Consider the following 11,836-nt stretch of genomic DNA (forward strand, 5'->3'; position numbering starts at 1 on the left):
GGCCATACGATCACAATCAAACAAAGAACCTCAATGGAACTGTTCATTTTCTGAACACAAGGGCGTAGTTTCCTTCGGGTTCAGTACACGCAACGAAGCGAGTTCCCCCCATGCACTCTCTGGCATCCGGGCTCCGGCTCCCCACGAACGGGCTCGATTACACGATTCTGGCGATCTACTTCGCCGTCGTTCTCGGCATCGGCTTCGCCGCTCGGGCGAGCGTGCGGACGAGCCTCGACTTCTTCCTCTCCGGACGGTCACTGCCCGCATGGGTGACCGGCCTGGCCTTCGTCGCGGCCAACCTCGGCGCCACCGAGATCCTCGGCATGGCGGCGACCGGCGCCCAGTACGGCGTCGCGGTCGTCCACTGGTACTGGATCGGCGCCATCCCGGCCATGGTCTTCCTGGGCCTCGTGATGATGCCCTTCTACTACCGGTCGAAGGTGCGCTCCGTACCGGAGTTCCTGCTCCACCGCTTCGACAAGTCGGCACACCTGCTGAGCTCCATACTCTTCGCCTTCTCGGCGGTCCTGATCGCGGGCGTCAACCTGTACGCCCTGTCGATCGTCGTGGAGGCGCTCCTCGGCTGGCCGCAGTGGGTCGCGATCGTGGTCGCGGGCCTCTTCGTCCTGATCTACATCACCATCGGCGGTCTCTCCTCCGCCATCTACAACGAGGTACTGCAGTTCTTCGTCATCCTCGCCGCGCTGATCCCGCTGACCGTGCTGGGCCTCAAGCGCGTCGGCGGCTGGGACGGGCTGAGCGACTCACTGACTTCGAGCCACGGCTCGAACTTCATGACTGCCTGGGGCGGCACCGGCATCGGTGACGCCAACCCCCTCGGCGCCAACTGGCTGACGATCATCCTCGGCCTGGGCTTCGTGCTCTCGTTCGGCTACTGGACGACCAACTTCGCCGAGGTCCAGCGCGCCCTGTCCGCGAAGAACCTCTCGGCCGCCCGGCGCACCCCGCTGATCGCCGCGTTCCCGAAGATGTTCATCGTGTTCCTCGTGATGATCCCGGGCCTGGTCGCCGCGGTGATCGTCCCGAACATCGGCACCGCCGGCTCGGGCACCACGTACAACGACGCGATCCCGCTGCTGATGCGGGAGTTGCTGCCCAACGGTGTGCTCGGCATCGCGGTGACCGGTCTGCTGGCCGCGTTCATGGCGGGCATGGCCGCCAACGTCTCCTCGTTCAACACCGTCTTCACCACGGACATCTGGGCGCGGTACGTGAAGAAGGACCGGTCGGACGCGTACTACCTGCGCTTCGGCCGCGGGATCACCGTGGTCGGGGTGCTGGCCTCCATCGGCACGGCGTTCATCGCGGCCAGCTTCTCCAACATCATGAGCTACCTCCAGACGCTGTTCTCCTTCTTCAACGTCCCGCTGTTCGTCGTCTTCATCATCGGCATGTTCTGGAAGCGCGCCTCGATGAAGTCCGGGGTCTGGGGCCTGCTGGCGGGCACCACCGCGGCGATGGTCAACTACTTCGTCATCTACAAGCAGGGCATCATCGACATCCCGAGCGACCAGGGCGCCAACTTCGTCTCCGCGATCGTCGGGTTCGTCGCCGGTGCGGTCGTGATGGTCGTCGTCACGCTCTTCACCGCACCCAGGCCGGAGGCCGAACTGGCCGGTCTCGTCTACGGGACCGAGTCCCCGGAAGCCGACGAGGTGCCCGCGGAGGGCGACGACGCCTGGTACCGCAGGCCGGCCCTGCTGGGCTGGGGCGCGATCGTGCTCGCCGCCCTCTGCTACGTCCCCTACTCGTTCTGATCGGAGTAACTCACCATGTCCGAACCGCACAAGGAAGTCTCCGACCTGGAGAAGAAGTCCGCGACAGCGGCCCGCCTCTTCGACATCAGGCGGATCATCGGCGGTCTCTTCGTGGTCTACGGAGTCATCGTCACCATCGCCGGGATCAACCCGTCCGACGCGGACCTCAAGAAGGCCGAGGGCGTCCACATCAACCTGTGGACCGGTCTCGCCATGCTGGCGCTCGGACTGTTCTTCCTGGTCTGGCTGAAGCTGCGCCCGGCCCAGCCGCCGGCCGACGTCCCGGACACCACGGACGCGCCCGGCAGCTGATCCGCCGCCGCGCCGTCACCACCGGCAGGGGCCGGACCCCGTCAGCCGACGGGGTCCGGCCCCTGCCGCGTGCCCACGACGGCCCGGTCCAGCAGGCCGGTGCGGGCCGCGAGGGCCGCCGCCTCCAGCCGGGAGCCGACGCCCAGCTTCATCAGTACCCGCTGCACATGGGTACGGGCGGTGCTCGGCGCGATCCGCATACCGGCCGCGATCAGCCGGGTGCCCTCCCCCTCCGCGACCCTGACCAGCACCTCGACCTCACGCGGGGTGAGCAGCTGGAGCAGCCGCTGCCCCTCGTCGTCCGGCTGGACCGCCGGGTTGAGCAGCTCGGCGAAGGCGCCCTGGAGCAGTTGCGGCGCGACCGCCGCCTCACCGGCCCGCGCCTTGGTGATCGCCCGCTCGACACCCTCGATGCGTTCGTCGTGACGGACGTAGCCGGCGGCGCCCGCCGCGAAGGCGGCCGCGATCCCCAGCGGGCTCGGCACCGGCCCGAGCACCACCACGGCGATCTGCGGGCGCTCGCGCCTGATCCGCACGATCGGGTCGAAGGTGCCCGGTTCCGCGGGCGCCGCGGTGCCGAACAGGCAGACCTCGGGGGCCCTGCTGACCACCAGGTCCGCCGCTCCGGTGGTGGGCGCGGCGGCGGCGAGGACCCGGTGACCGCGTAATTTGAGTGCCGAGGCGAGCGCCTCGGCGAGCAGTCGGTGGTCATCGACCACCATCAGCCGCACGGCCATCGAGCAACCCCCCAGAGCACCGACGCCAGGCCCCCGGCCCGCTAGACCCGGCAAGTTACACGCATGTTCGACGCCGCGCCCGCCTTAGCCGGCAGAAGGCCCGCGGAATGCCGCATCGTGTGCCATTCAGGCTCACTTGGGGGTCGGAAAACGACCGGCCCTGCCGGTCGACTGATCGACCGGCAGGGCCGGGTGCGGTGCTGACGGTCGGTCAGCTGGTGCCGAAGGCGACGACGAGGTACTCCTTGCCGCCCAGCGAGCTCTCCCGCGGCTTGCTGATCGTCATCTTGGAGATGTACAGCCGCCCGTTGCCGTAAAGGAATTCGGCGTAGTCCGAGGAGAAGCTGGTCTCCGCGTCCCGGACCGACTCGTCGCTGGGATTCTCCAGCAGCACGGTCTGCTTGAAGGTGCTGCCGTCGATGGAGACGATCTGGCCGCCCTTGTCGTACGGGGGCTCCTTGTACGCGATGATGTTGCCGCCGTCCATGCGGAGCGGGAACATCGTGTAGCGGTCGCCCGCGTCGGCCCGGTCACCGGTCTGCTTGCCGGTGGTCAGGTCGAAGGAGACGATCTCGTTGGTGTCGCCGTACTCCCCACCGCCCTCGTGCTCCTCGGTGGGCAGGTAGACGCGGTTGTTGCCGACCGCGAGCTGCTGGCAGCTCTCGACCTCGGTGGACCGGCAGTTCGCCGCGTACTTCTCCGCGTCGGCCGGGATCCGGACGAGCAGTTTGCCGGTGGCGGCGTCGATCGAGAAGAAGTCGGAGATCCCGCTGCCGTCGCCCGCGGTGTCGCCGACGTCGGCGGCGACGACCAGGGGCTTGGTGGAGACGATGCTCGCGTACTCGACACCGGGCGGCATCTTGTACGAGGAGAGCGGGGCGCCCGTGATCGGGTTCAGCGCCTGGACGATGAGCTGGGGGTCGTCGTACTTGCCGCACTTGCGGACCGCGGCGAGTGCCTCGCCGCCGGCGTACCCGGTGTCGTAGCAGCCGTCGGTGCTGACCTTCGGCTTCCAGCGCTCGGCGCCGGTGTTCAGGTCGAAGGCGGCGCCGCCGTCGGTGCCGGCCGCGGCGACGGTGGTGCCGCTGAGGGTGACCTCCTCGAACCGGACGGGGGCGTCGCCGCTGGTGGCGGCGGTCACCGACTTGCTCCACATGAGCTTGCCGGTGTTCAGGTCGAGGGCGGCCACCTGGTTGCAGCTCTGGTACTTCTTCGTGGCGGTCCGCTTGGCCTCCTCGAAGACGATGGCCGTCCTGAAGTCCTTGGTCATGTGCCGGGAGGCGGCGCAGAGCTGGCCGGGCAGCGGTATCGACCAGAGCTTGGTGCCCTTGGCCGGGTCGTAGCCGATGACCTCGTAGACGCCCGTCTTCACGTACGCCTTGTCGGTCAGCCAGGAGCCGTCGACCGTGGTGACGTCGGTGACCTTGGGCTGCGGCAGCTGGAAGGCGACCGTGCCCTTGGTGTTCGAGGGGACCTTCTCCTTGCCGCTGCCGCCGAGGCCCTTGCCCTCGCCGCCCTTGCTCTCGCCGTCGGTGCCGGCGGAGGTGGACGCCTCGTCCTTCTTGTCGCCGTCCGTGCCGCTGGAGGCGTACCAGACACCCGCGCCGACGATCAGCACCACGGCGACCACCGCGGCCACGATGATCTGCGCCTGGGTGGAGAACTTCTTCGGCCCGTTCCCGTTCTGCGGCGGCTGGTACGGCTGCTGCATCGGGGTGGTCGGGTATCCGTAGCCCTGCTGCGGCGGCTGGCCCTGCTGCGGATAGCCGTAGCCGGGCTGCGGCGGCTGCCCCGGGGGGAACCCGTAGCCGGGCTGCTGCGGCCGGCCCTGCGGCAGTCCGTAGCCGGGCTGCGGCGGCTGGCCCTGCGGGGGCGTCTGCGGGTAGCCGTAGCCGGGCTGCTGCGCGGGTCCGGCGGGCGGCGGGGCACCGTATCCGCCCGGGGGCGGGCTCTGCGGGGTGGCCGGCGGCTTGCCGAACGGGTCGGCGGGCGGCGGCGTCGGGGCGCCGAAACCACCGGGCGGCGGGTCCTGCGGTGCGCCGAACCCGCCCTGGGGCGGTTCGTTGGGTGGCGGCTGGGGCGGCTGCGTCATGGCGTTGCGTACCTCTGGGGAAGGGGGGGCGAGTCGGTGGGCCGGAGCCGGCCGCGGGCGGTTCTGCCGCCGTCCGCGGGCCGGCCGGTTTCCTGCGGGTGCCGTGGTGAGCCGTTACTTGCCGAAGGCCATCATGGTCTTCGTCTCCAGCTCTTCCTTGTCGTTGGTGGCGCTGACCCGCCCGCTCGCGATGAACGAACGGCCGTCCGCGTAGAGGACCTTCGCGTTGTAGAAGGTGCTCTCGATCTGCGACGTCGAGTCCGGGTGCTTGAGCAGCATCTGCGGGGTGCCGCCGGTCGGCGCCAGGCCGGCGATCCCGCCGCCCTTGCCGTAACTGGCGTCCACATGGACCAGCAGGTTGCCGCCCTCCATCCGCATCGGCTGCATCGTCTGGCCGGCCGGTGCGTCCGCCTTCCACTTCGTCTTGCCGGTGTTCAGGCTGAACGCGATGACCTTGTTGGTCCGGGCGGAGCCGCTGGTGTCGTCCTGCGTCGCCATGTAGAGCGTGTTGGGGTCGGCCGTGACACCCTGGCAGCCGTCGACGGACTTGCCGAAGATGGCGAAGGCGCTGCCGCAGCCGGTCGCGAACTTGTCGCCCTTGTCACTGATCACCTGGGAGCGGAGCGAGCCGTTCTCCTTGAGCGCGAGGATGCTCCACTTCTTGCTGTCGCCGCTGCCCTTGGTCAGCGAGACGACGAGCGGGCTCACCGAGTAGAACCGGTCGATCTCCCAGCCGCGCGCGGGCTTGTACGTCCACTTGGGCTTCCCGGTGACCGGGTCGATCTCCTCGACCTCGTGCTGCGGGTTCTCGACGTCGCCGGTGCGGCAGTTGGTGGCGGCTATCAGCTTGGTGCCGCCCGCGAAGGAGAACGGCTGGCAGTTGCCGGCCCGCTTGCCGAACAGCTCCTTGCCGTCGCTCACCCGGAAGGCGTTGGAGCCGTTGGTGCGGCCGACCGTCAGGGTGTCGCCGCTGATCGCGAGGGAGAGGTCCGACAGCATGTCGAACAGGCCGCTCGCCTTGATCGACTTCTTCCAGCCGGTCTTGCCGGTGTTGAGGTCGATCAGCTGGAGATCCGCGCAGTCCGCCTTGGAGGTGGTGCCGTTCTTCACCGCGATGACGATCTTGCCGTCGGTGGTGGTCTGCGCCGGTGCGGAGCAGATGTCCGTGTCCAGCTCCAGCTTCCACTTCTGCTTGCCGTCGGCCACCGAGAAGCCGGAGACGGTGCGGTACATGCCCTTGACGACGGTGTCGCCGACGATCCACGGGCCGTACACGTCGGCGCCGTTGCGCGGGAGGTCGACGTCGTTCTTCTGGAGCCAGAGGACCTTCGCCTCGCCGGACTTGCGCCCGGCGTTCAGGTCGTCGTCGCCCTGGCGTCCGGTGCCGTCGCCGTCGCCCTCGTCCACGGACGGCGAGGCGGACGGCTTCTGGACGTCGTCGCTCTTCTCCGCGACGGGCTTCTTGTCGTCGTCGCCCCCGCTCGTGGCCAGGTAGACACCGCCGCCGACGACCAGGAGCGCGGCGACCGCGGCACAGATGATCACCAGGGGCTTCCCCTTGAAGGGGCCGCGGCCGCCGGGACCCGCGGGACCGCCGCCGACGGGTGCGCCGGGGTACTGCTGCTGCGGATAGCCGTAACCGGGCTGCTGCGGCTGACCGTACGGGCCCGGCTGCTGCGGCTGGCCGTACGGGCCGGGCTGCTGGGCGTAGGGGCCCGGCTGCTGGCCGTACGGACCCGGCTGCTGCGGCTGGCCGTAGGGACCCGGCTGCTGCTGGCCGTACGGGGGCTGCTGCGGCTGACCCGGCTGCTGCGGGTAGCCGTAGCCGGGCTGCGCGGACGGCGGACCCGGCGGGGTGGCCGGTGCCTGGGGCGGCTGCGCGGGCGGCGGCGTCTGCGGCGCGCCCTGCGGCGGCTGAGGTATCCCCTGCGGCGGCTCCTGCGGAGCGCCGAAGCCTCCCTGCGGCGGTTGCTGGCTGGGCGGCTGGGTCATCAGCGCGTCCCCCTTCGTGCGGTCCGGTGCCCGTTCCGGACTCCCCCGCGATTCCGCCGGGGGGGTTCGGGGAGTCGGACAAGACCCCCTGAATCTCCAGCGAAATGGAGCGAATCGGGCATGGATCCCGCAGTGTTACGACAGTCGAGCGGGGCTTCTTTGTACCACCCACCCCAGCGCGGGCCCCGGTTCGGTCCACCCCTGTTCCCAAGGGAGAACCGGCCCGTGATGCCGCCGTTACGCCACGGGCCGCCACCGTCCCGGCTGCCGGCTAGCTGCCGAAAGCGACCATCGACCGCGCCCTGATCTCCTCGTCGTCCGTACCGCTGATCCTCGACTTCCCGATGACGGTGCGTCCGTCCGCGTAGACGACGCGCGGCTGGAAGAACTCGCGCTCGACGGCCGCTCCCGAGGCCGGGTGCCGCGCCACCATCTCCCACTTCCCGCCGGTGGGCGGGATCGAGGCGATGCCGCCGCCCTTGCCCTTGCTCGGCGCGAGGTACATCAGCAGCTTGCCGCCCTCCGTCCGCATCGGGGTGAGGGACTGCTCGGCCGGGGAGGAGACCGTCCACTTGTGCTTGCCGGTGGTCAGATCGAAGGCGGCGACCTTGTTGCCGTCACCGGTCTTGATGTCCACGGGCTTGGTCGCCATGTAGAAGGTGTCCGCACCGGCGGCCGCACCGAGGCAGTTGTCGAGGTTGGGGCCCTGGACGATCACGTCCGTGTCGCACGAGACCGCGTAGTCGCCCGGTCCGCCGGAGAGCTGGGTGCGGTAGGTGCCGTCGGCGTTGAGCACGAGGATGCCCCACTTGTCCGGCTGCTTGAGCGAGATCACCAGGGGGTCGACGGAGTAGATCTGCGCGACCTGCCAGCCCTTCTTGACCTTGTACGTCCACAGCCTCTTGCCGGTGACGGGGTCGATCCGCTGCACCTGGTGTTCCTTGTGGTCGTCCGCGGCGGTCTGGCAGCTCGCCGCCGCGATGGCCACGTCGCCGCTGGCGAACCCGAACGGCTGGCAGTTGCCCGGCAGTTTCCCGAACAGCGCCTTGCCGTCGCTCACCCGGAAGGCGTCGGTCCTGGAGGTGCGCCCGACGGTCACGGTGTCGCCGTTCGTCGCCATCCTGAGATCGGAGAGCCCGTCCCAGACGCCCTGGCGGACGTACGTCTTGTGCCAGCCGGCCTTGCCGGTCGTGAGGTCGACCATCTGGAGGGCATTGCACTCCGAGTCACCGGAGGTGGTGCGCCGGAGAGCCAGGACGATCTTGCCGTCGGCGGTGGCCTGCGAGGGCGCCCCGCACGCGTTGGCGGGCAGCCGCAGGCTCCACTTCAGCTTGCCGTCCGTGACGTCGTAGCCCGTGACGGTGTGGAACATCGCCTTGACGACGGTGTCGCCGAAGATCCACGGGCCGTACACGTCCTCGCCGCCCTCGGGCAGGTCGACGCCGCTCTCGTGGAGCCAGAGCATCTTCGACTCGCCGGGCTCGCGCTTGGCGTTGACGGCCTCGGTCTCCGCGGCGGGGCTGAGCTGGCCGTCGTTCCGGTTCTTCCGCTTGGTCGGCGAGGGGGAGGAGTCCGGCGGCCCGGAGCTCAACTCCGGTCCGGCCGTGGGCTTCCCGCCGCCGCCGTCCCCGTCGAGGGCGAACCAGACGCCGACGCCGGCCAGCAGCGCCACCGCGAGCACCGCGCCGACGAGCGCCCCGGTCCGGCCGCGGAGACGTCCCGCGCCACGGGGCCCGCCGGACTGCGGCGGCGGCTGCTGTCCCGGGTAGCCGTAACCCTGCGGCGGCTGCCCGTACGGGCCTGGCTGCGGCGGGTACCCGTATCCCGGTGCGGGCTGCGGCGGTTGGCCGTAACCGGGCACGGGCGGTACGGGCTGTGCGGGCGGCGCGGGCGGTCCGTACGGGCCGGGCTGCGCGGGCGCCGCGTACGGGCCCGACGGCTGTGCCGTGCCCTGGCCCGGGGGCGGGAACGTCTCGGGCGGCGGGCCGTAAGGGGCTCCGAACTCACCCTGCGGCGGCTGCTGTCCGGGCGGCTGGCTCATCGGCCCGTCCCCCTGTTCGTTTGTCACTGCGGTGTGGCGCGGTCCGGCTACCGCGCCGGGCAAGATCTCTTTCTACCATCTGCCCCACAGACCCCACAGATCACACCAGCCCCGTCGGCCGCATCCGCCACGCCAGTTGCGCGGGGCGGTGCGGCCGACGCGGTGTCAGGCGTCCTCGGCCAGTTCCAGCCAGCGCATCTCCAGCACATCGCGCTCCGCCACCAGTTCGCGCAGCTCGGCGTCCAGCTTCGCCACCTTCTCGAAGTCCGTGGCGTTGTCGGCGATCTGGGCGTGCAGCGTCGTCTCGCGGGTCGACATCTTGTCGAGCTGCCGCTCGACCTTCTGCAGTTCCTTCTTCGCCGCGCGTGCCTCCTGCGGCGAAACGCCCGGGGCCGGTGCGGCGGCGGGCTGCGAGGACGACGTGGGAGCCACCGCGGCGGGGGTGCCCGCCGCGGCCATCTGCCGCCTGCGCTCCAGGTACTCGTCGATGCCGCGCGGCAGCATCCGCAGCGAGCGGTCACCGAGGAGCGCCAGCACCCGGTCCGTGGTCCGCTCGATGAAGAACCGGTCGTGGGAGATCACGATCATCGACCCGGGCCAGCCGTCGAGCAGGTCCTCCAGCTGGGTCAGGGTCTCGATGTCGAGGTCGTTGGTGGGCTCGTCGAGGAAGAGGACGTTGGGCTCGTCCATCAGCAGCCGCAGGATCTGGAGCCGCCGACGCTCACCGCCGGACAGGTCACCGACCGGGGTCCACTGCTTCTCCTTCGTGAACCCGAACTGCTCGCAGAGCTGGCCCGCGGTCATCTCCCGGCCCTTGCCGAGGTCGACCCGGTCGCGCACCTGCTGCACCGCTTCGAGCACCCGCAGGTTCGGGTTGAGCTCCGCGACCTCCTGGGAGAGGTAGGCGAGCTTGACCGTCTTGCCGACGACGACCTTCCCCGCCGCGGGCTGCTCCTCGCCCTGGGTGCGGGCGGCCACGGCCAGTGCCCGCAGCAGCGAGGTCTTGCCCGCGCCATTGACCCCGACCAGGCCGATCCGGTCACCGGGGCCGAGCTGCCAGGTGAGGTGGGTGAGCAGCGTCTTGGGCCCGGCCTGGACGGTCACGTCCTCCAGGTCGAAGACGGTCTTGCCGAGCCGGGCGTTGGCGAACTTCATCAGCGCGCTGGTGTCGCGGGGCGGCGGCACGTCGGCGATCAGCTCGTTGGCCGCCTCGATGCGGTAGCGCGGCTTGGACGTACGGGCGGGGGCACCGCGCCGCAGCCAGGCCAGCTCCTTGCGCATCAGGTTCTGCCGCTTGCCCTCTTCGGTGGCGGCGATCCGCTCCCGTTCGGCGCGGGCGAAGACGTAGTCGCTGTAACCGCCCTCGTACTCGTGGACCGTGCCGCGCTGGACGTCCCACATGCGCGTGCAGACCTGGTCGAGGAACCACCGGTCGTGGGTGACGCAGACCAGCGCCGAGCGGCGGGCGCGCAGGTGGCCGGCCAGCCAGGAGATCCCCTCGACGTCGAGGTGGTTGGTCGGCTCGTCGAGGACGATCAGGTCCTGTTCGGCGATGAGCAGCTTCGCGAGCGCGATCCGGCGGCGCTCGCCACCGGAGAGCGGGGCGATGACGGTGTCCAGGCCGTGCTCGAAGCCCGGCAGGTCGAGGCCGCCGAAGAGCCCGGTCAGCACGTCGCGGATCTTGGCGCTGCCCGCCCACTCGTGGTCGGCCAGGTCGCCGATGACCTCGTGGCGGACCGTGGCCTGCGGGTCGAGCGAGTCGTGCTGGGTCAGGACACCGAGACGCAGCCCGCCGTTGTGGGTGACGCGGCCGGTGTCCGCGTCCTCCAGCTTGGCGAGCATCCGGATGAGGGTCGTCTTGCCGTCTCCGTTACGACCGACGACACCGATCCGGTCCCCCTCGGACACACCGAGGGACACACCGTCGAGCAGCGCACGGGTGCCGTACACCTTGCTGACCTGCTCGACATTGACGAGGTTGACGGCCACGTACGCTCCAGCTCGAAGGAAAACACTGACCTTCAGCGTAGTCGCCATGGTGCGGAGCTCCGTACGAGCGCCCGCTCACCCGTGCGGGGACGGGCCGGGGACGGGCCGGGGACGGGCCGGGGACGGGCCTCCGCAGGGCTCGTGCGTGCGGTACCTTGCCCGAAATGATCAAGGCCCGGGGGGTCGGGCCCAGGATGTCGCCGGGGTGGGGAACGTCATGGTGGGTCGTACGGTTCGAGGGCTCGTCCCCGTACTGCTGGTCGCGGGAGCGCTGGCCGGATGTTCGACGGAGCCGGACGCGGGCGCCGGGGCGGGGGCGTCACCGGGTGGTGGAGCGACGGCCGGGACCGACGCCGGCAAGACGGCGGCCAGGGGCGGCACGGTCGGGGGCGCCGGTTCCGGGTGCGAGCTGCGTGTCACCTTCGACGTGGCGAAGCGGTGGAAGGCGCAGGCCGTCGCCCTCGACCCCGACTCGCCCGTGGACGCCGCCCTGGGCACGCAGGGCCCGGTCTCGATGGTCTGCGAGATCGACGCGAAGCCCGCCGGGCACCTCGGGTTCCTGCGGGTGTGGCAGGGCGACGGCAAGGGCGGCACACCGCGCCAGGTGCTGGAGGCCTTCGTCGCGGCCGACGAGAACGCGTCGAGGGCGGCGTACACCCGGAGCACGGTCGGGAAGCCGGCGGTCACCGAGGTCGCCTACACCGTCCACAGCAAGGTCATGGAGGAGTCGCGCGAGGCACGGGCCTTCGCCGTCGTCACCCCGGACGGGCCGGTCGTGGTGCACCTGGGCGGGCTGGACTCCCAGGAGCACCGGGCCATGCTGCCCGCGTACGAGCTGGCGAAGCGGAGCCTGCGGCTCCGCTGAGCCGGGCCGGGCGGCGGCCCCGTCGAG

The 11,836-nt window shown here is 70.5% G+C and carries 8 protein-coding genes; 3 read left to right on the forward strand and 5 right to left on the reverse strand.

What is annotated here, in order from left to right:
• Positions 1-110: 110 nt before the first annotated feature.
• Positions 111-1,781, forward strand: coding sequence for a sodium:solute symporter family protein (locus tag ACIO3R_RS14480; RefSeq protein ID WP_385034500.1), 1,671 nt, complete (start codon positions 111-113; stop codon positions 1,779-1,781).
• 15 nt (positions 1,782-1,796) lie between these two features.
• On the forward strand, positions 1,797-2,093 hold the full coding sequence (locus tag ACIO3R_RS14485; protein ID WP_385034498.1) for a hypothetical protein: 297 nt from the start codon (positions 1,797-1,799) through the stop codon (positions 2,091-2,093).
• Between the two features lie 41 nt (positions 2,094-2,134).
• Here ACIO3R_RS14485 and ACIO3R_RS14490 read toward each other — a convergent pair whose 3' ends face one another.
• The 5 genes from ACIO3R_RS14490 to ACIO3R_RS14510 all read right to left on the reverse strand — a co-directional run bounded on the left by ACIO3R_RS14490 (position 2,135) and on the right by ACIO3R_RS14510 (position 10,944).
• Entirely contained in the window at positions 2,135-2,830 is a 696-nt protein-coding gene (locus ACIO3R_RS14490; RefSeq protein WP_402105787.1) for a response regulator transcription factor, read from the reverse strand.
• A gap of 211 nt (positions 2,831-3,041) precedes the next feature.
• Positions 3,042-4,922, reverse strand: coding sequence for a PQQ-binding-like beta-propeller repeat protein (locus tag ACIO3R_RS14495; protein WP_402105789.1), 1,881 nt, complete (start codon positions 4,920-4,922; stop codon positions 3,042-3,044).
• Between the two features lie 114 nt (positions 4,923-5,036).
• The gene (locus ACIO3R_RS14500; protein ID WP_402105791.1) at positions 5,037-6,914 is read right to left on the reverse strand and encodes a PQQ-binding-like beta-propeller repeat protein; all 1,878 of its coding nucleotides are present in this window, start codon (positions 6,912-6,914) and stop codon (positions 5,037-5,039) included.
• A 271-nt stretch (positions 6,915-7,185) separates the two neighbouring features.
• On the reverse strand, positions 7,186-8,955 hold the full coding sequence (locus ACIO3R_RS14505; protein WP_402105792.1) for a PQQ-binding-like beta-propeller repeat protein: 1,770 nt from the start codon (positions 8,953-8,955) through the stop codon (positions 7,186-7,188).
• Between the two features lie 165 nt (positions 8,956-9,120).
• Positions 9,121-10,944, reverse strand: a complete 1,824-nt coding sequence (locus tag ACIO3R_RS14510) for an ABC-F family ATP-binding cassette domain-containing protein (RefSeq protein ID WP_385025123.1) — start codon at positions 10,942-10,944, stop codon at positions 9,121-9,123.
• Positions 10,945-11,161: 217 nt separating this feature from the next.
• Here ACIO3R_RS14510 and ACIO3R_RS14515 point away from each other — a divergent pair, with 217 nt between their 5' ends.
• Complete coding sequence (locus tag ACIO3R_RS14515) at positions 11,162-11,809, forward strand: lipoprotein (protein ID WP_402105794.1); 648 nt, start codon at positions 11,162-11,164, stop codon at positions 11,807-11,809.
• Positions 11,810-11,836: the final 27 nt, after the last annotated feature.

It is taken from the genome of Streptomyces sp. NPDC087428 (genome assembly GCF_044744085.1).
Lineage (GTDB): Bacteria > Actinomycetota > Actinomycetes > Streptomycetales > Streptomycetaceae > Streptomyces.

What these genes read in the sequence shown, in the direction of transcription:
- ACIO3R_RS14480 (WP_385034500.1), top strand. Translation starts at nt 111, where the DNA reads ATGCACTCTCTGGCATCCGGGCTCCGGCTCCCCACGAACGGGCTCGAT.
- ACIO3R_RS14485 (WP_385034498.1), top strand. Translation starts at nt 1,797, where the DNA reads ATGTCCGAACCGCACAAGGAAGTCTCCGACCTGGAGAAGAAGTCCGCG.
- ACIO3R_RS14490 (WP_402105787.1), bottom strand. Translation starts at nt 2,830, where the DNA reads ATGGCCGTGCGGCTGATGGTGGTCGATGACCACCGACTGCTCGCCGAG.
- ACIO3R_RS14495 (WP_402105789.1), bottom strand. Translation starts at nt 4,922, where the DNA reads ATGACGCAGCCGCCCCAGCCGCCACCCAACGAACCGCCCCAGGGCGGG.
- ACIO3R_RS14500 (WP_402105791.1), bottom strand. Translation starts at nt 6,914, where the DNA reads ATGACCCAGCCGCCCAGCCAGCAACCGCCGCAGGGAGGCTTCGGCGCT.
- ACIO3R_RS14505 (WP_402105792.1), bottom strand. Translation starts at nt 8,955, where the DNA reads ATGAGCCAGCCGCCCGGACAGCAGCCGCCGCAGGGTGAGTTCGGAGCC.
- ACIO3R_RS14515 (WP_402105794.1), top strand. Translation starts at nt 11,162, where the DNA reads ATGGTGGGTCGTACGGTTCGAGGGCTCGTCCCCGTACTGCTGGTCGCG.